Annotated in this window: 16 protein-coding genes and 1 riboswitch; of the genes, 10 read left to right on the top strand and 6 right to left on the bottom strand. The window is 69.7% G+C overall.

Going from position 1 to position 19,099, the window contains the following annotated elements; genetic code table 11:
* Nucleotides 1–29 precede the first annotated feature (29 nt).
* From OHB23_RS15550 to gcvP, 9 genes are all read left to right on the top strand, one after another.
* Entirely contained in the window at nt 30–1,334 is a 1,305-nt protein-coding gene (locus OHB23_RS15550) for a GAF domain-containing protein (RefSeq protein WP_328809852.1), read from the top strand.
* Between the two features lie 19 nt (nt 1,335–1,353).
* Nucleotides 1,354–1,962 (top strand): NUDIX hydrolase, encoded by a 609-nt coding sequence (locus OHB23_RS15545; protein WP_328809851.1) that lies wholly within the window; start codon nt 1,354–1,356, stop codon nt 1,960–1,962.
* Between the two features lie 46 nt (nt 1,963–2,008).
* Nucleotides 2,009–2,629, top strand: a complete 621-nt coding sequence (locus tag OHB23_RS15540) for a CDP-alcohol phosphatidyltransferase family protein (RefSeq protein ID WP_056444439.1) — start codon at nt 2,009–2,011, stop codon at nt 2,627–2,629.
* Nucleotides 2,630–2,738: 109 nt separating this feature from the next.
* Nucleotides 2,739–3,143 (top strand): glycine cleavage system protein GcvH, encoded by a 405-nt coding sequence (gcvH, locus tag OHB23_RS15535; protein ID WP_027505442.1) that lies wholly within the window; start codon nt 2,739–2,741, stop codon nt 3,141–3,143.
* A 185-nt stretch (nt 3,144–3,328) separates the two neighbouring features.
* Nucleotides 3,329–3,829: a glycogen accumulation regulator GarA gene (gene garA / locus OHB23_RS15530; RefSeq protein WP_027505441.1), complete on the top strand. Its 501-nt coding sequence runs from the start codon at nt 3,329–3,331 to the stop codon at nt 3,827–3,829.
* Nucleotides 3,829–4,572 (top strand): transcriptional regulator FtsR, encoded by a 744-nt coding sequence (gene ftsR, locus OHB23_RS15525; RefSeq protein WP_328809850.1) that lies wholly within the window; start codon nt 3,829–3,831, stop codon nt 4,570–4,572. The genes garA and ftsR overlap by 1 nt, the downstream gene beginning before the upstream one ends.
* Nucleotides 4,573–4,696: 124 nt before the next feature.
* Nucleotides 4,697–5,170 carry a bifunctional nuclease family protein gene (locus OHB23_RS15520; RefSeq protein ID WP_027505439.1) on the top strand — a complete coding sequence of 158 codons (474 nt, stop codon included), beginning with the start codon at nt 4,697–4,699 and terminating at the stop codon, nt 5,168–5,170.
* Nucleotides 5,171–5,404: 234 nt separating this feature from the next.
* Nucleotides 5,405–6,007 carry a MerR family transcriptional regulator gene (locus OHB23_RS15515; RefSeq protein ID WP_027505438.1) on the top strand — a complete coding sequence of 201 codons (603 nt, stop codon included), beginning with the start codon at nt 5,405–5,407 and terminating at the stop codon, nt 6,005–6,007.
* A 36-nt stretch (nt 6,008–6,043) separates the two neighbouring features.
* Nucleotides 6,044–6,162: riboswitch (glycine riboswitch) on the top strand.
* Between the two features lie 168 nt (nt 6,163–6,330).
* Complete coding sequence (gcvP, locus tag OHB23_RS15510; RefSeq protein WP_328809849.1) at nt 6,331–9,192, top strand: aminomethyl-transferring glycine dehydrogenase; 2,862 nt, start codon at nt 6,331–6,333, stop codon at nt 9,190–9,192.
* Nucleotides 9,193–9,216: 24 nt separating this feature from the next.
* Here gcvP and OHB23_RS15505 read toward each other — a convergent pair whose 3' ends face one another.
* Genes OHB23_RS15505 through OHB23_RS15495 form a run of 3 tightly spaced genes read right to left on the bottom strand, consistent with a single transcriptional unit; the run spans nt 9,217 to nt 14,392 of the window.
* A complete protein-coding gene (locus OHB23_RS15505; protein ID WP_222645171.1) occupies nt 9,217–10,359 on the bottom strand; it encodes a metallophosphoesterase in 1,143 nt (380 codons plus the stop codon).
* Nucleotides 10,360–10,390: 31 nt separating this feature from the next.
* Nucleotides 10,391–12,169 (bottom strand): VWA domain-containing protein, encoded by a 1,779-nt coding sequence (locus OHB23_RS15500; RefSeq protein WP_328809848.1) that lies wholly within the window; start codon nt 12,167–12,169, stop codon nt 10,391–10,393.
* 42 nt (nt 12,170–12,211) lie between these two features.
* On the bottom strand, nt 12,212–14,392 hold the full coding sequence (locus OHB23_RS15495) for a malate synthase G (protein ID WP_328809847.1): 2,181 nt from the start codon (nt 14,390–14,392) through the stop codon (nt 12,212–12,214).
* Between the two features lie 152 nt (nt 14,393–14,544).
* Here OHB23_RS15495 and OHB23_RS15490 point away from each other — a divergent pair, with 152 nt between their 5' ends.
* Nucleotides 14,545–15,420, top strand: coding sequence for an aldo/keto reductase (locus OHB23_RS15490; protein ID WP_328809846.1), 876 nt, complete (start codon nt 14,545–14,547; stop codon nt 15,418–15,420).
* A 9-nt stretch (nt 15,421–15,429) separates the two neighbouring features.
* Here the strand turns inward: OHB23_RS15490 and OHB23_RS15485 are convergent, their stop codons facing one another.
* The 3 genes from OHB23_RS15485 to OHB23_RS15475 are packed head-to-tail and all read right to left on the bottom strand — an operon-like array spanning nt 15,430 to nt 18,798.
* The gene (locus OHB23_RS15485) at nt 15,430–16,323 is read right to left on the bottom strand and encodes a 3-methyladenine DNA glycosylase (protein ID WP_442972988.1); all 894 of its coding nucleotides are present in this window, start codon (nt 16,321–16,323) and stop codon (nt 15,430–15,432) included.
* Nucleotides 16,320–17,408, bottom strand: coding sequence for a hemolysin family protein (locus OHB23_RS15480; RefSeq protein ID WP_056444450.1), 1,089 nt, complete (start codon nt 17,406–17,408; stop codon nt 16,320–16,322). The genes OHB23_RS15485 and OHB23_RS15480 overlap by 4 nt, the downstream gene beginning before the upstream one ends.
* A complete protein-coding gene (locus OHB23_RS15475; protein WP_056445121.1) occupies nt 17,401–18,798 on the bottom strand; it encodes a hemolysin family protein in 1,398 nt (465 codons plus the stop codon). The genes OHB23_RS15480 and OHB23_RS15475 overlap by 8 nt, the downstream gene beginning before the upstream one ends.
* Nucleotides 18,799–19,099 lie beyond the last annotated feature (301 nt).

The following is a 19,099-nucleotide window of genomic DNA, read 5'->3' as shown; positions in this document are numbered from 1 at the left end:
CACTGTGATGTGGAGCACAATCGGTGTCGATGACTCGAACCTCCGAACCCGAGCCCGCCGTCGCGGCAGGTGAGGACCCACGTCGGTACGCACAGCTGCTGTCCGCCGTGTACGACGCGACCATGTCGGGTGCCCGCGCGCCCGCTCGCCCCCGCGACGTCATCGGTGACTCGTGGCAGCGCGTGATGAACCTGGGTGTCGATCCGGAGAACCGCGGACCCGCCGATGCTGTCGACGCCGCGGCACTCGAGCAGATGCGTCGGGACTCGGGGCTCGTGGAGATCCTGCCGGAGTTGACCGGGAGCCTGCGTTCGGTTCTGCAGGACTCCGACAACCTACTGGTGGTCGCGGACCGGCTCGGGCGGGTGCTGTGGCGCAGCGGGGCACCCTCGGTGCTCGACCGCGCCGATCGGCTCGGCTTCGTCGAGGGGGCCGACTGGGCCGAGGACAGTGTGGGAACCAATGCCATCGGCACGGCACTGGTCTCGCGCTCGGCGGTGCAGATCTTCTCCGCCGAGCACTTCGTGCGCACTCACCACGCGTGGACCTGCGCGAGCAGTCCCATCAAGGATCCGCGTACCGGCCGGGTGCTGGGCCTCGTCGACGTCAGCGGACCCGCGAGTTCGGTGCACCCGACCACGCTGGCGCTGATCGATGCCGTGTCTCGACTCGCCGAAGCTCAACTGCGTGAACAGCATCGACGCACGCTCGACAATCTGCGCTCGGTGGCGGCGCCGATGCTGGCTCGGTCGGAGACGCCCGCGCTGGCCGTCGACGGGCACGGGTGGGTCGCGGCGGTGGCGTCGGTCCCGGTGCGCAATCGGGTGCTGCTCCCCGACGAGGTGGCGCCGGGCCGACTGTGGGTACCGACGCTCGGCGTGTGCGATCTGGAGCCGCTGCCCGGTGGCTGGATGGTGCGACCGGCGTCCTCGCAACGCGACGGAGTGGTCGACGGGGAGTCGACGCCGACGAACATCCGCATCGACGTGTCCGACCCCTCGCGCACCGTGATCGAGGTGTCGAGTCCCTTCGGAACCTGGTCCCACGAGCCGACACCTCGGCACGCGGAGATCCTCTTCCTGCTCGCCGCGAGGAGGGACGGGCGCACCGCGGCAGAACTCGCGACGGAACTGTTCGGCGACAACGGCCGTGCCATCACGGTCCGGGCCGAGATGTCACGGCTGCGCAAGGCCTTCGCCGGCGTGGTGCTCGCGCAGCCGTACCGGATCGACGAGTCCGCTGTCGTGGAGCTGGCCCTTCCGGCGGATCGCTCGCGCATCCTGCCGTACTCGGCGGCGCCGGCCGTGCGCGCGCTGCGCGCACCGGCCCGGTGAGCCTGGCTAGTGTCGCCTGATGGACACGCGCCTCGAACGTGCAGAGATCGTGCGGACGCTGGACGGTTTCGAGAGTCAACTCATCGAGGGCGGTGACGAACGGCGGGCATCGGTCGTGGTGGCCGTCGGCGGGGAGCCCGGCGATCGGCACGTGCTGCTGACGAAGCGGCCCTCCCGGATGCGCGCGCATCCGGGCCAGTTCGCGTTGCCCGGCGGGCGTGTCGACGACGGCGAGACACCGGTCGAGGCCGCCCTGCGCGAACTCGACGAGGAGGTCGGCATCCGAGTCGGCCCGGACTCCGTGCTCGGGACGCTCGACGACTATCGGACCCGCTCCGGCTACGTCATCCGTCCGTTCGTGGTGTGGATCGCGGACTGGACCGGGGACGCGGTGCCCAATCCGGACGAGGTGGAGTTCCTGTACCGCGTCACCGCGGACGAGCTCGACGTCGACGCCCGGTTCGTGTCGATCGCCGAGTCGCCGCGACCGGTGGTGCAGTGGCCTTTTCGCTCGAGCCTGGTGCACGCGCCCACGGGCGCGGTGGTGCACCAGTTCCGCGAGGTGGTGCTCGGTGGGCGGCACACCCGCGTGCACGACTACGAGCAGCCGGTCTTCGCCTGGCGGTAGCGGCTCGTCGGGTCCGGACGGCGCGCCCGTGTGGAAAGCTCGGGGGATGACCGATCCGGCGTCCGACAGCCCTCGCGACGTGGTCGCCGGTGTCGTCGGCGATCGCATCCTGACGGTGCCCAATGCTCTGAGTGTCGTTCGTCTGCTCGGGGTGCCGGTGTTCCTGTGGTTGTTGCTGGGGGAGCAGGCGTACGGCTGGGCGCTGCTGCTGCTCCTGCTCAGCGGGGCCACGGACTGGTTGGACGGCAAGCTCGCCCGGCTGCTCGACCAGTCGTCGGCCCTGGGCGCTCTGCTGGATCCGTTCGTCGATCGCCTGTACGTCGTCACCACACTCGTGGGGTTCGCCCTCGCGGGCATCCTCCCGTGGTGGGTGGCCGTGGTCCTGATCGCGCGGGACGGCATCCTCGCACTCACCCTGCTGCTCTACCGGCGGCGGGGACTCGCTCCACCCGAGGTGATCTACCTCGGCAAGGCCGCGACGTTCGTCCTCATGAGCGCCCTGCCGTTCCTCCTCGCCGCGCGGGTGGACTGGGTCGGCGCCGACGTGATCGCGGTTCCCGCGCAGGCCCTGCTGGTGTGGGGGACCGCGCTGTACCTCTACACGGGCGCGCTGTACCTCGGCCTGGCGCTCGGTCCGGTCCGACGCCTCCCGCTCACCGCACGATGAGCCGGGGAGCGCCCGCCTTGCGGAGGCGGAAAGCTCGCCAATACGCTCAGCGCGAGTGCGGTTCTCCTCGTCCGCACCGCGACAACGCCTGCGAAAGGACCCGGTTCACGTGAGCCAGACCGATATCCCCACCGAGTTGCGGTACACGGCCGAGCACGAATGGGTCCAGCGGACCGGCCCCACCACCGTGCGCGTGGGCGTCACCGACTACGCACAGTCGCAGCTCGGCGACGTCGTCTTCGTTCAGCTGCCCACCGAGGACGATGCGGTGTCGGCCGGTGAGTCGCTCGGCGAGGTGGAGTCCACCAAGAGCGTCTCCGACATCTACGCCCCGCTGTCGGCCAAAGTGGTTGCGGTGAACGGTGAACTGGACGGCGACCCCGAACTGGTGAACAGCGATCCGTACGGCGCCGGCTGGCTCGTGGACCTGTCCGTCGACTCCGAGAGCGATCTCGACGACGCCCTCGAGGCGATGATGGACGCCGAGGGGTACGCGTCGATCACGACCACGTAACAGCCGTGCCCGGCGGGCGGGCAAGCACGCCCGGGCGACGGTGTGTGCAAGGTACGGTCGGTAAGGTCCTCACGTGGTTCGGCGGCACCCCGGTCCGGGAACCGCGGAACCGTCAGACAAGCGTGACAAGAGAATGTGCTGAATCGCCTCGTGGGTGAGGGGCGATCAGATCGAGGAGGAGAAACGTGAGCGATAACGGCAACGACGGCGTCTACGGAGAGTCCCCCGCGGAGACCACCTCGGTCTTCCGAGCGGACTTCCTGAACGAGATCGATTCCGCAGCGGCGCCCCAGGGCTCCTCCGACGCACCGGTCTCCGGGGTCGAGGGTCTGCCCGTCGGTTCCGCCCTGCTCGTCGTCAAGCGGGGCCCCAACGCGGGCTCTCGCTTCCTGCTGGACCAGCCCACGACGTCCGCGGGACGCCACCCGGACAGCGACATCTTCCTCGACGACGTCACCGTGAGCCGTCGCCACGCGGAGTTCCGTCAGGACGACGAGGACTTCCAGGTCGTCGACGTCGGCAGCCTCAACGGCACCTACGTCAACCGTGAGCCCGTCGACTCCGCCGTTCTGGCCAACGGCGACGAGGTGCAGATCGGCAAGTTCCGCCTCGTGTTCCTGACCGGTCCGAAGGGTCAGTCCGCAGGCGGCCAGCTCGGCGAGACGTCTGCCGGCGCAGGTAGCTGATGACGGCAGTCGGGCAGCAGTCCGGTGGCGGCATGTCCATCGGGTCCGTACTCGATCGACTGCGCCCGGACTTCCCCGACGTCACCATTTCGAAGATCCGTTTTCTCGAGGCCGAGGGACTGATCTCCCCGGAACGAACGGCGTCGGGTTACCGGAGGTTCTCCGTCGAGGACTGCGAGCGCCTGCGCTACGTCCTCACGGCGCAGCGTGATCACTACCTCCCGCTGAAGGTCATCAAGGAGCAGTTGGACGCGCTGGACAACGGCATCCGTTCCGTGGGTCCCGACGGTGTCGCCGCGGCGCCCAAGGGGCCTCGTGTCCTGGCTCTGGCGCCCGGAAGTGTTCCGCCCACCGAGTTTCTCGGGGAGCGGCGCGTCCGGATGAGTCGTGCCGACCTGCTCGAGCGCGCGGGCGTGGACGAGCCGTTCCTGCTCGAACTGCAGAAGAGCGGCCTCGTCTCGGCGGGTCCGGCCGGCTTCTACGACGAGGAAGCCGTGGTGCTCGTGCGCACCGCATGGGCGATGGCGCAGTACGGGCTCGAGGTGCGGCATCTGCGCGCGTTCAAGCTCGCCGCGGACCGCGAGGCGAACCTGCTGGCTCAGGTCGCCGGGCCGGTGGCCCTGGGCCGTGACGCGGGTGCGCGAGACCGCGCCGAGGAGCTCGTCCGGGAGCTGGCCGCGTTGTCGCTGTCCTTGCACACGTCGTTGGTCAAGTCCGCGGTGCACGGGATACTGGACAAGTAGTCCCGAGGGCGTGCGTCGGCCGCTCGCACGGCCGGTCGTCGGCGCCGCGGGTCAATACACTGGAGAGCACGTCCGCCCCGTCGAGTGCGCGGGCGACGAGTCACAGCAGCTGGGAGGCGGCGCGATGGGCGAGATGCGCGTGATCGGTATCCGGGTGGAGCAGCCACAGAATCAACCTGTTCTGCTGTTGCGGGAGTCGGACGGCGAACGGTACCTGCCGATCTGGATCGGCCAGACGGAAGCCACGGCGATCGCACTGGAGCAGCAGGGCGTGCAACCGCCGCGTCCGCTGACCCACGATCTCATCGGTGACATCGTCACGGCCCTCGGGCGATCCCTGAAGGAAGTCCGCATCGTCGATCTCCAGGAGGGCACCTTCTACGCCGACCTGGTCTTCGACCAGGACGTGCGTGTCTCGGCACGCCCGTCGGACTCGGTCGCCATCGCCCTGCGAGCCGGCGTGCCGATCTTCGCGGAGGAGCCCGTTCTGGCCGAAGCCGGTCTGGTCATGCCCGACGAGCGCGAGGACGAGGTGGAGAAGTTCAAGGAATTCCTGGACACCATCTCGCCGGACGACTTCAAGGCGACCGACGGTTAGATAACGATCGAGTCTCACCCTTGAGTTGAGGTTGAGGCTTACCGCGTGGCGCGTTGCCTCACGGCTCCGCGGTCCATAGCGTTCGGGTCGATGAAGGACGTGCCGCTCACCGCGGTGAGGGCGTATTCTCGACCTCGCCGAGCGTCACGGATGTCATCGTCGTTCTCACCGCGCGTACCGCACAGGTCCGCGGACGAGGACTCCAGGCGGACCATCCGAGAGGGAGAGAAACACGTGGCAGATCAGCCGCAGGAGCCGGAGCAGATGAGCCTGCTGGCATCGAACGACGTGGACGAGGTGCAACCCGGTCTCTTCCCCGACGATTCGGTTCCGGACGAGTTGGTCGGCTACCGCGTCCCCAGTGCGTGCCAGATCGCCGGCATCACCTATCGGCAGCTGGACTACTGGGCCCGCACCGGCCTCGTGGTGCCGTCCATCCGCGGCGCGGCAGGATCCGGCAGCCAGCGGCTGTACTCCTTCAAGGACATCCTGGTCCTCAAGATCGTCAAGCGACTGCTCGACACCGGCATCTCGCTCCAGAACATCCGCGTCGCCGTCGACCATCTCCGACGTCGTGGCGTGGCGGATCTGGCCCGCATCACGCTGTTCTCGGACGGCACCACCGTCTACGAGTGCACGTCCGCCGAGGAGGTCGTCGACCTGCTGCAGGGCGGACAGGGCGTCTTCGGGATCGCGGTCAGCGGAGCCATGCGTGAACTGACCGGTGCCATCGCCGACTTCCCCGCCGAGCGTGCCGACGGCGGCGAGAGCCAGCCGACGCCCGAGGACGAGCTCGCCTCCCGCCGCAAGAATCGCGCGAGCCGCAAGACCGGCTGACCCGCCGGCGCGCACTCCCATATACTGAGGAAGCGTCGACGCCGCACGGGAGAGCTTCGCCGGGACACGGTCCGTCACAGGACCGACCCCGACGAGCGCCGAAGGAGCAGCACCTCTCCGTCAATCTCTCAGGCACCCGGGACCGTGCGGGCTCCGACGCCTCTGGAAAGTGGTGGAACCGTCCACCCGCCCACGGGGAAAGGCGCCGCACGCGGCGGCCGAATCTCTCAGGCGCCCGGTGGTCTCGGGCATCACGACAGAGGGAGAGGGGCGTCCCTCCCTGCGTGTGGGGCGTGCACCTCGCCACCACCACGGGAGATCACGTGACCGCCGAACCCCGCTCGACCTCCGGACTCCGTACCTTCGTCGACCGCCACATCGGGCCCGACGCGGAGCAGACCGCGCGACTCCTCGACGTCATCGGTGTGGCGAGCCTGGACGATCTCGCTGCCGCCGCGGTTCCCGCCGACATCCTCGACGCGGCCGTCGACGGCATCGCGGACGGTTTGGACGCGCTGCCCGCGCCGGTCTCCGAGCACGAGGCACTCGCCGAACTGGCCGCGCTGGCGGCGAGCAACACCGTCGCGACGTCCATGATCGGCCAGGGTTACAGCGCCACGCTCACCCCGCCCGTCCTGGTGCGCAACATCCTCGAGAACCCGGCCTGGTACACCGCGTACACGCCGTACCAGCCCGAGATCAGCCAGGGCCGACTCGAGGCACTGCTCAACTTCCAGACCATGGTGTCCGACCTGACGGGTATGGACATCGCCAACTCCTCGATGCTCGACGAGGGCACCGCCGCGGCGGAGGCCATGACGCTGCTGCGCCGAGCCGGCAAGTCGAAGTCGGCCCGCCTGGTCCTCGACACCGACCTGTTCCCGCAGACCCGCGCCGTCATCGCGACGCGCGCGGAGCCGCTCGGCATCGAGCTCGTCGACGCCGACCTCGCGGCGGGCCTGCCCGAGGGCGAGTTCTTCGGTGTCGTGTCGCAGACGCCGGGAGCATCGGGCCGCATCGTCGACCTCACGTCGGTGATCGCCGAGGCGCACGATCGGGGCGCCCTCGTGGCCGTCGGCGCGGACCTCCTCGCCGCCACTCTCGTCACCTCGCCCGGCGAGCAGGGGGCCGACGCGTGCTTCGGCACGTCGCAGCGGTTCGGCGTCCCGATGGGCTTCGGTGGACCCCATGCGGGATACCTGGCCGTGCGCACCTCCCATGCTCGTCAGTTGCCGGGCCGACTCGTCGGCGTCTCCGTCGACGCCGACGGATCGCCCGCCTACCGCCTGGCTCTGCAGACACGTGAGCAGCACATCCGCCGCGAGAAGGCGACGTCCAACATCTGCACCGCGCAGGTGCTCCTCGCCGTCGTCGCCGCGATGTACGCGAGCTACCACGGTGCCGACGGGCTCACCGCCATCGCGCGTCGCGTCGCCGGCCACGCGGCCTCGCTGGGTGCCGCGCTGCGCGCCGGTGGCGTCACCGTGGTGCACGAGAACTACTTCGACACCGTCGTCGCCCGCGTACCCGGCCGCGCGGCCGAGGTGGTCGCCGCCGCGAAGACGACCGCCGCGATCAACCTCCGCTTCGTCGACGACGACCACGTCGGCATCTCCTGCGACGAGGCCACGATCGACGCTCATGTGGAGGCCGTGCTGCAGGCCTTCGGTGTCGAGCCGGCCTCCGGCCCCGCGCCGATCGCCGTTCCCGACGCCCTCTCCCGTACGTCGGAGTTCCTGACGCACCCGGCGTTCACGCGGTACCGCACAGAGACCGCCATGCTCCGGTACCTCCGCGCGCTGTCCGACAAGGACATCGCCCTCGACCGCAGCATGATCCCGTTGGGCTCGTGCACCATGAAGCTCAACGCCACCGCGGAGATGGAGCCCATCACGTGGCCGGGCTTCAACGCCCTGCACCCCTTCGCACCCGCGGACGATGCTCCCGGCATGGCGCGCATCATCAGCGACCTCGAGGAGTGGCTCGTCGCGGTCACCGGCTACGACGCGGTGTCCCTGCAGCCGAATGCGGGCAGCCAGGGCGAGTACGCAGGCCTGCTGGCGATCCGCAACTATCACCGCAGCCGCGGGGACGACGCACGCACCATCTGCCTCATCCCGTCCAGCGCCCACGGCACCAACGCGGCGTCCGCCGTGATGGCCGGGATGAAGGTCGTGGTGGTGGCGTGCCGCACCAACGGTGACGTGGACGTCGACGACCTGCGCGCCAAGGTGGCCGAGCACGCCGAGTCGCTGGCCGCCATCATGATCACCTACCCCTCGACGCACGGCGTCTACGAACACGAGATCGGCGACATCTGCGCCGCGGTGCACGACGCGGGTGGCCAGGTGTACGTCGACGGCGCGAACCTCAACGCTCTGGTCGGCGTGGCGCGCCCCGGTCGCTTCGGCGGCGACGTCAGCCACCTGAACCTGCACAAGACGTTCTGCATCCCGCACGGCGGCGGCGGCCCCGGCGTCGGTCCGATCGGCGTCCGCTCCCACCTCGCGCAGTTCCTGCCCGGACACCCGTTCGTGGAGGGTCTCGGTGAGACCGGTGCGATCGCGGCCGCACCGTACGGTTCGGCGTCCATCCTGCCGATCACGTGGGCCTACATCCGCATGATGGGTGCCGCCGGTCTACGGCGCGCGACCCTCACCGCGATCGCGTCGGCGAACTACATCGCCCGCCGACTCGACGAGTACTTCCCGGTGCTCTACACCGGCGATCGCTCGATGGTCGCGCACGAGTGCATCCTCGATCTGCGGCCCATCACCAAGCGCACCGGGGTGACGGTCGACGATGTCGCGAAGCGGTTGGCGGACTACGGTTTCCACGCACCGACGATGAGCTTCCCGGTGTCGGGCACCCTCATGATCGAGCCGACCGAGAGCGAGAATCTCGACGAGATCGACGCCTTCGTCGACGCCATGATCGCCATCCGCGCGGAGATCGAACGAGTGGCGTCGGGGGAGTGGACCGTGGACGACAACCCGCTCCGGGGCGCGCCGCACACGGCGCACTGCCTCGTCACGGACTGGACGCACCCGTACTCGCGCGAGGAGGCCGTCTACCCGGCCGGCACCTCGCGCGCCAAGGTGTGGCCGTCGGTGCGGCGGATCGACGGCGCACACGGCGATCGCAACCTCGTGTGCTCGTGCCCGCCGATCGAGGCCTTCGCCTGACCTACTGACACTGACGCGATGTGATCAGCGCGCCGTCCGGAGCTCCAGCAGAGAGATCTCGGGCGGCGCGCCGATGCGTACAGGGGGACCCCAGGCGCCGGCGCCGCGGGTGGTGTAGAGCGTGGTGTCGCCGATGGTGTCGAGGCCCTGGACCGAGGGCTGTTGCAGCGGTACGAGATACACGATCGGCCAGATCTGTCCGCCGTGGGTGTGGCCGGAGACCTGCATGTCCACACCGAGATCGGACGCCTGCGTCGCCTGCTTGGGCTGGTGCGCCGAGAGCAGCTGGAAACGGGCCGGGTCGGTGCCCTCGAGGGCTGCCGCCAGATCCGGCTCGTACGGTTCCGGCGCCGTGAGGTCCTCGATGCCGACCAGGTCGATCGTGTCGACGCCGCGGGTGAGCGGGACCGTCTCGTTGCGCAGGACCCGCAGTCCCAGCGAGTCGTACAGGTCGAGCCACGCGCCGCCGTCGCCCGCATAGAACTCGTGGTTGCCGCTGGTGACCACGACACCCAGGGGCGCCGACAGTTCGCTCAGCGGAGCCAGTGCCGGGCCCACGAGGTCCACGGTTCCGTCGACGAGGTCCCCGGCGATGATGACGAGATCCGGCTTCTCCGCCATGAGGGTGTCGACGACCCCCTGCACGAACGCCTCGCCGCGCGCCGGGCCGACGTGCAGGTCGGACACCAGTCCCACCCGCACACCGTCGAACGACGCGGGCAGTGCTGCGAGTTCGACTGTCGTCCGGGTCACCTTCGGGGTGGCGGCCGCGACGACTCCGTACGCGACGGCCACCACGGTGCCGAGGACGAGAACGGCGGTGGCGGGACGCACGAAGGTGCGCCGTGCGGACACCCCGTCGCGGTGGGCGACACGCGCTCCGATCCGCACCACCAGGGCGCCCACGGCGATCAGCAGGGAACCGAGGCAGAGGTACAGGAGTGCGGCGAGCCAGGTCAGACCCGGGTACGCGACGTAGCGGGCCCACGAGGGATCCAGTACCTCACCGCTGCCGATCCCGACCACCGCGGCGGCCCAGAACACCACGAGAACGGCATCTGCGGCGAGGCGCGCGGCGCCGGTGAGTCCGGTGGCCACCACCAGACGGCGGTGCAGGACGAACGTCACGATCGCCAGGAGCACGGCGAACGTCAGCATGCGAATCACGGGGAAGCCCTTCGGCATTCGGTGGAGATCGTCACCGGTCGGAGGACAATCGGTCGAGCGTGGCGGTGAGTGTGGGGTCGGAGGAGGACACCTCGACGAGGTCGCCTCCGGTCTGGCCCGCGAGGCTGCGCAGCGTCGCGATGTCCGAGTTCTGGGTCAGCGACACCACGTCGATGCGGACCGGACGTGCAGGGTCCGATGCGGCCGCGATCGACTGGAGGAAGGACGCGGCGGAGATCGAGGTGTCGTCGTTCGGGCCGTCGGTGACGAGAAGAACCGAGTTGGTCCCGTCGCCCGACCAGTTCTGCACCGCCGATTCGTAGGCCGCCTGCACGGAGGCGTAGGTCGAGGTGGCGGTGGCGGGAGACAGACCGGCGAGAGAGCTGTCCAGTGCGGCGCGGGACTCGGAGTTCGCCTCCGTGAGCGGTATCTCCACCCGGTACGGCCGTGATCCGTCCAGTGCCCGGCTGTACGTCCACAGGCCGATCCGGCTGGTGTCGGGAACCGCGCCGATCACCTGACGCAGGGCGGACGTCACGTTGGTCAGGCGCGTGGCGGACCCGTCGATCGACTCCATCGATCCCGACACGTCGAGCAGGACGGTGGTGCTCGACGGGCGGGTGGGTGACGCGAGGGTGTCGAGCACCGCCGTGCGCGCCGCCGGCTCGGGCGACGCGGCGGGCTGACCGATCGCCGGGAACGTCAGTCCCGCCACCGACGGAGGTGTCGCCTCGGTGGTTCCGTCGGCGGTGGGAACGCGGAATCCCTGTCGCAGGAACGCCTGCTGCTGATCGGCTCCGCGGGCGAACTCCGCGAACGCGGCCGCAGCCGCGCGTCCGGTCGCATCACCGTCCGAGAGCACCACTGCAGGATGGTCGGCGCTCGGCGTCGAACCGGCCGGGCGGAAGGCGGCCAGCTGCTGGCCCTCCGTGATCCGGCCGTACAACTGCTGTTCGGTGACCGGGACGGCGTGGACCGGGGCGGCCGCGGGGTCGTCGCCCTGCACCATCGCATCGAGAGCGGCCGCAGCATCGGCGGGCGGTGTGGGAGTCGCGTCCGTCGCCGCGCGGGAGAGCGCGGAGACCGCCGACACGACGGGCGCGGACGCAGCCTGATCGGCGGTCAGCGACGCGGTGGAGGCGGTGGGATCGACGACCGCCGCAGCCACCGACACCAGAGCCGCGGTGGTGGTCGACCCCGCCGGCAGTGCCGGTCGCAGGAATCCCCAGCCCACGGCGCCGATGGCGTCGAGCGACCCGGGGTTGGCGGCGAGACGAGGCAGGTCGGCCCACCCCACGGCAGCCGCTCCCAGGGTGTCGGCGAGCGTCGGCGCGACGCCGAGGACGACGGGACTGGTGGCGAGAGACCGGGGGGTGCTGTCGACCCGCCGCGCGTCGATCAGCGGCGCCGCATCCGCCGAAGTCGCCGGGATCCACAGCGACGGACGAGGACCGGCCGCCGCGTCGGACGGATCGGCCGCGAGGGCCGCTGCCGCGACGTCCGACGCCGTCTCGGTCACCGTCGTGGTGACGCAGTGATCGCGCACCACCGGCGCCGTGGCGTCCCACGCCGCGGCGACCGTACGCACGGCGTCGGCGATGTCGGGATCGGCCGTGACGGCCAGCACGGCGTCACCCTCCACACAGGCCTTCGCGGCCTGCTCACCCTCGTCGGTGATGCGATCGCGCAGGGCGAACCAGCCCAGGACGGCCGCGACGAGCAGCACGAGAACGACGACGACCACGACGGGTCCGCGGCTCACACCGCGACGACCACCCGACGTGGACGCGGTGCGACGATGCTCTCCCACCCTCGGGACCCGTCCTCTCTCGTGCTGCTCCCGGCCTCCCTGTCAGGATGCCTGGTTCGCTGCCTTGTACTCGCGACGGCGCGCGTGGAGGATCGGCTCCGTGTACCCGTTCGGCTGCCGGGTTCCCTCGAGGACGAGGTCCTTGGCGGCGTTGAAGGCGATGTTGGAATCCGAGTTCTCGGCGAGCGGTCGGTAGGTCGGGTCGTCGGCGTTCTGCCGATCGACCACCGGCGCCATGCGTGCCAGCGAGGCGACGACGTCCTGCTCGGTCACGACGCCGTGACGGACCCAGTTGGCCAGCAGCTGGCTCGAGATGCGCAGCGTCGCACGGTCCTCCATGAGCGCGACGTCCTCGATGTCCGGAACTTTCGAGCAGCCGACGCCGTGGTCGATCCACCGGACGACGTATCCCAGGATCGACTGGCAGTTGTTGTCGAGCTCACGCTGCTTGTCCTCGTCGCTCCAGGAGGTGTCGGCAGCCAGTGGGATCTCGAGGATGTCGTCGACCGTGGAGCGGCGAGCCTTCGCGATCTCCTCCTGGCGGGCGAAGACGTCGACCTGGTGGTAGTGGGTGGCATGCAGCGTGGCCGCGGTGGGCGACGGGACCCAGGCGGTGTTCGCACCCGCGCGCGGGTGACCGATCTTCTGCTCGAGCATGTCGTGCATGAGATCGGGCATCGCCCACATTCCCTTGCCGATCTGCGCCTTGCCCTCGAGGCCCGCCGCGAGACCGGTGTCGACGTTCCAGTCCTCGTAGGCGGCGATCCACTTCTGCTTCTTCATCTCGGCCTTGCGCACGACGGCTCCGGCTTCCATGGAGGTGTGGATCTCGTCGCCGGTCCGGTCGAGGAAGCCGGTGTTGATGAACACGACGCGTTCCTTCGCCGCGAGGATGCAGGCCGCGAGGTTGACCGTCGTGCGACGCTCCTCGTCCATGATGCCGACCTTGAGGGTGTTGCGGGGGAGGCCCACGACGTCCTCGACCCGCGAGAACAGCTCGTTCGTGAAGGCGACCTCGTCGGGACCGTGCATCTTGGGCTTCACGATGTAGAGCGAGCCGGTGCGGCTGTTGCTCAGCGCGACGTCGTCTCGCAGGCTGTGCTTACCCGTCAGGGACGTCATGACGGCATCGAGAATGCCCTCGGGGATCTCGTTGCCGTCCTTGTCGAGGATCGCATCGGTGGTCATCAGGTGCCCGACGTTGCGGACGAACAGAAGCGACCGGCCGTGCAGCACGAGTTGGGAGCCGTCCAGAGCGGTGTAGACGCGATCCGGATTCATGGTGCGGGTGAAGGTCTTCCCGTTCTTCGACACTTCCTCGGCGAGATCGCCGCGCATCAGACCGAGCCAGTTGTGGTAGCCGAGCACCTTGTCGTCGGCGTCCACGGCGGCGACGGAGTCCTCGAAGTCCATGATCGCGGTGACCGCGGACTCGAGCAGCACGTCCTTCACGCCCGCGACATCGGTGCTGCCGATGGGACTCTCGGCGTCGATCTGCAGTTCGAAGTGCAAGCCGTTGTGGACGAACAGGATGCCGGTCGGTGCGGACGGCTCACCCGTGTAGCCGAGCAGCGAGTCCGGTGACGCGAGACCGACGGTGTCGCCGGAGGACAGGGTGACCGCCAGGGCGGACCCGTCGACGACGTACGACGTGGCGTCCGCGTGCGAGCCGGACGTCAGCGGCACCGCGTCGTCGAGGAACGTGCGAGCCCACGCGATGACCTTGTCGCCGCGCACCTTGTTGTAGCTGGTGCCCTTCTCCGCGCCGCCGTCCTCGGAGATGGCGTCGGTGCCGTAGAGCGCGTCGTACAGCGAGCCCCACCGGGCGTTGGAGGCGTTGATGGCGAAGCGTGCGTTGAGGACGGGGACGACCAGCTGCGGGCCGGCCGTCGTGGTGATCTCGGTGTCGACGCCCTCGGTCGTGATCGCGAACGCGGCAGGCTCGTCCTGCAGGTACCCGATCTCCTTCAGGAACGCCTTGTACTGCGCGCGGTCGTAGCCGGCTCCGGGGTGCTCGGAGTGCCAGGCGTCGAGCTTGCCCTGGATCTCGTCGCGGGCCTCGAGGAGCGCCCGGTTACGGGGCGCGAGATCCTCGAGGAGGGACTGCACACCCGCCCAGAACGCATCCTGATCCACACCCGTGCCGGGCAGAGCCTGCTTCTCCACGAACTCGTGCAGCACTGCCGCCACCTGCAGATCGCCGACCTGGACGCGTTCCGTCATCACAGCCCCTCACTTGACTCTCGCCTGTCGCGGCGTCGTGCCGCGCTGGATCGCCCCGATGTTACCCAGTGGTAGTGCGGAGCCCACCGGTGGTGGCGCGCGGGACGATCACGAGCAGGAATACCTGCGACCCCCACGGCGTCGTACTCGCCATGACGACATCGACGACTTCCCGCCCCGCCGACGCGAGCGGCACCTTCCTGCTCGGTGGAGACCTCGAGATCACCCGGCTCGGTTACGGCACCATGCAGCTGCCCGGAGAAGGCGTCTGGGGGCCGCCGCGTGACCGCGACGAGGCGATCCGCGTGCTGCGGCGATCGGTCGAGTTGGGCGTGACCTTCTTCGACACCGCAGACAGCTACGGCCCCGAGGTGGCCGAGGACCTGCTCGCCGAGGCGCTGCGTCCCTACGCCGACGACATCGTGATCGCGACCAAGGCCGGGCTCACCCGGCAGGGCCCCGGGCAGTGGACCCCGGTCGGTCGTCCCGCATACCTCCGCCAGCAGGCGGAGTTGTCGCTGCGCCGTCTCGGTGTGGACCGCATCGACCTGTTCCAGCTGCACCGGATCGACCCGGACGTCGCGCTCGAAGATCAGGTCGGCGAACTGAAGGCGCTGCAGGACGAGGGCAAGATCCGGCACATCGGCCTCAGCCAGGTGTCCGTCGAGGAGGTGACACAAGCACAGAGGATCGCTCCGATCGTGTCCGTCCAGAACCTCTTCAACCTCACGGACCGCTCCTCCGAGGAGCTCCTCGATTGGGCGACCGAGCAGAACATCGGCTTCATCCCGTGGTTCCCGCTCGCCACCGGAAAGCTCACCGGCGAGGGCAGCCCGCTGACGGAGCTGGCCCAGCGGCACGGCGTCTCCGCGTCGCAGCTCGCCCTCGCGTGGCTGTTGCGTCGATCCCCGGTGATGCTGCCGATTCCCGGAACGTCGTCGGTGTCCCACCTCGAGGACAACGTCGCCGCCGCGAGCATCGAGCTCAGCGACGAGGAGTTCGCCGAACTCTCGGCCGTGGGCGTCTGACCCGAACCGTCAGCGCAGACCGGCGAGCAGGCCGCCGATCGCGACTCGCAGAGCGGCTCCTCGTTCCGCGATCGCCGACTGGGCGCGCACGTACTCGGCGCGCCCGGTCGGGGTCTCGACACGCACGGGGGAGTAGCCGTACGCCGTGAGGTCGTACGGGCTCGCCCGCATGTCCAGTTCGCGCGCCGTCATCGACAGCGCGAAGCAGTCGAGCAGCAGTTCGGACGGCAGCAGCGGTCCGAGCTTCGCCACCCACTTGTACAGATCCATCGAGGCGTGCAGGCAGCCCGGCTGTTCCGTCAGGAGCCGGTGCTCCGGCGTCAGCTCGAGCGCGTTCCGCGGGACCGCGTCCGGGGTGAAGAAACGGAACGCGTCGTAGTGGGTGCAGCGCAACGGCATCGACTCCACCACTGCGTCGGTGCCGTCGTGACCGAGGCGCAGCGGCACGTCGTGACGCAGAGCCTCGTCCCCGCCGCGGTAGACCATCGCCCACTCGTGCAGACCGAAGCAGCCCAGCTGCGCCGGGCGGGTGGCCGTCCGGCCGATCAGGGTGCTCACGAACTCGATCGCGGACGACCGCCGGTCGAGGAACTCGGACGACACCGTGACGCCGGGTCGCCCGCCCACGGCGACGTCCACGTACCCGGAGCGTCCGCGGTAGTCCTCGATGCCCGGCCCGGTCAGTACCGAGCCGTGACCGGGGTGCCACCGGCGCAGATGGCCCGGCTTGAGGCTGTAGTAGGTGAAGAGGAAGTCGAGCACCGGATGCGGCTCGCCGACCGCGCGCCGCTCCAGATAGGCACCGATCATCTCGTCCACCCGCTCGCCGTGAGCGAGCCGCCGAGGATGCCACGCGTCCGGTCCGAGAACGACGAGATCGGTGTCCGACACGACGGACGTCACGTCGCGTCGGGCCCGGGGACGACGTCCTCCACGAGGTGGGTGCCGTCACGCACCGTGCCGACGAACTCCTCGACGAGGTCCTCGAGAGCGACGATGCCGATGGTGCCCTTGCCCGTCTCCACCACGGCGCCGAGGTGACTGCGTCGGCGGCGGAGACCGGCCAACGCCTCGTCGAGAGGGGTGCGCGCGTCGATGATCGGCAGAAGGCGGACGTCCGAGCGCGGGATGATCGTCCCCGAGTCGGCCAGCGGGTCCGCCATCAGATCGAGGACGTCCTTGATGTGGAGATACCCGATCATGCCGTCGGTCTCGTCGCGGACCGGGTACCGCGAGAAACCGGTCTCGCGGACCGCCTCCTCGATCGCACCCAGCGTGGGTCCCTTGGGTCCGCAGACCACCGTGCGGGCCTTGTCCAGCGGGATGAGGACCTCCCGCACGGTGCGACCCGACGTCTCGAGAGCCTGCGTCAGCCGGCGGTGCTCCTCCTCGTCGATGAGTCCCTCCGAGCGGGACTCGCCGATCATGTCGGAGAGCTGGTCCGCCGACACCGACGAGTCCAGCTCGTCCTTCGGCTCGACGCGCAACAACCGCAGTGTGCCGTTGGCGCACAGGTTGTAGAACGAGATCAGCGGCTTCGCGACGCGCAACCACCACAGATGAACGGGCACCAGCAACATCGCCGTCGCTTCCGGTCCGGCGATCGCGATGTTCTTCGGCACCATCTCGCCGATGAGGATGTGCAGGATCACCACGATGCCCAGGGCGAGGGCGAACCCGATGGGGTGCAGCAGGGAGTCGGGTACGCCGAGCAGCTCGAACGGACGCTCGATCAGGTGGGCCACGGCGGGTTCCGCCACGCGCCCGAGCAGGATCGAACAGATGGTGATGCCGAGCTGCGCGGCCGCGAGCATCATCGACAGGTTCTGACCGGCCTCGATGACCGTCTGAGCCCGTTTCTTGCCCTGCACCACCAGACTCTCGAGGCGGTCGCGGCGTGCCGAGATCAGAGAGAACTCCGCACCGACGAAGAAGGCGTTGAGGAGCAGGAGGACGACCGCGAGGCCGACGGCGAGAAGGTCACCCATCGAGGGCCTCCCGGTCGTGCTCGCGGACGGTCTCGGCGCGCAGCCGGGTGATCTCGTCCTCCGCGGCCGGGCGTACGAGGATCCGGTCGATCCGGCGCCCGTCCATCGCGTCCACGCGCGCGACCCAGCCGCCCTCGTCGGACTCGAGGTCTCCGCTCGGGGGCGGCAGGATGACCTGGTCGCCGGCGTCGGGGATGCGTTCGAACTGTGTCAGCACCAGGCCACCGAGGGTGTCGTACTCGCCCTCGGGTGCCGCGTACCCGGTGAACTCGGTGACCTCGTCGATGCGCAGGAGTCCGGAGCAGAGCCACCCGTCGGCGACGCGTTGGACGTCGACCTCGCGGGTGTCGTGCTCGTCGCGGACGTCGCCGACGATCTCCTCGATGAGGTCCTCCATGGTGACGATGCCCGCGGTGCCGCCGTATTCGTCCACCACGATGGCGACCTGCATGCCGTCGGCGCGCACCCGTTCCATGACGGTGTCGCCGTCCAGGCTCGAGGGGACGTTGGGAACACGCTGCGCGAGGGAGCTGACCGTCGTTCCGGCGCGGCGCTCGGCGGGCACGGTGAACGCGTGCTTGATGTGGACGACGCCCACGGTGTCGTCCAGGTCGCCGTTGACGACGGGGAACCGGGAGAACCCGGTGCGGGCCGCGGTGTCGATGAGGTCGGCGACCGTGTCGTCCGCGGCGAGGGTCTCGATCTTCACGCGGGGGGTCATCAACTCCTCCGCCGTGCGCTCGCCGAACTGCAGCGAGCGGTCGACGAGGAGAGCGGTGCGCTGGTCGATGGAGCCGTGTTCCGCGGAGGAGCGCACCAGCGACCCGAGTTCCTGGGGCGAGCGCGCCGAACGCAGTTCCTCCGCGGGCTCGACGCCGAGGCGGCGGACCACCCAGTTCGCGGAACCGTTGAGACCGTTGATGGCCCAGCGGAAGACGAGGGAGAACCCTGCCTGCAGGCCGGCCGTCGCCCGCGCCACCTTCATCGGATTGGAGATGGCCATGTTCTTGGGCACCAGCTCGCCGAACACCATCGACGCCGAGGTGGCGATGACGAGCGCCAGCACCAGTGACACGGCGCCGGCGAGCGAGTCGGACGCACCGAGCGCCGTGGCGGCGGGAGTGATGAACCGCGCCAGCACCGGTTCGGCGATGTAGCCAGTGATCAGCGTGGTGATGGTGATGCCGAGCTGAGCACCGGAGAGCTGGAACGACAGCGTCCTGTGCGCGTGCTGGACCTGGCGGGAGCGCATGTCACCGTCGCGGGCCGCCGCGTCGACGGTGCTGCGTTCGAGTGCGGTGAGGGAGAACTCCGCGGCAACGAAGATCGCCGTTCCCGCCGTCAGCGCGACGAAGCCCACGAGGGACAGGATCGGGACGAGAACGGTCACGAGGGACACACCTCGCTGCGACTCGAGGTGGTCGTCGGGGAAGCGCCGGGTGAGCCCGGCGACCTAGAGGAGCCCTCCGGAGAGAGACCGCCGGACGACTCCCCGTCGGGGGAGGGGCGGTCTCGGGACGGTCGGTCCGGGGACGGAGTGCCGGACCCGGGGGTCGGCGTCGTCGTGGGTGCCTCGGGCACCGGTGTCCTTCCTGTCGTGTGGCGTTCGCGTGGAGGCGACGCCTGCGCCGCAGAATCGGCGCGTGTCACAGCAGTACCCGCTCGGGGGCGCCGCTATCGCACACATCGTA

The organism is Rhodococcus sp. NBC_00294 (genome assembly GCF_036163995.1).
In the GTDB taxonomy this organism is placed as follows: Bacteria; Actinomycetota; Actinomycetes; order Mycobacteriales; family Mycobacteriaceae; genus Rhodococcoides.
The sequence above is the reverse complement of the archived record's forward strand: the minus strand, read 5'-3'. Positions and strand labels throughout refer to the sequence as shown.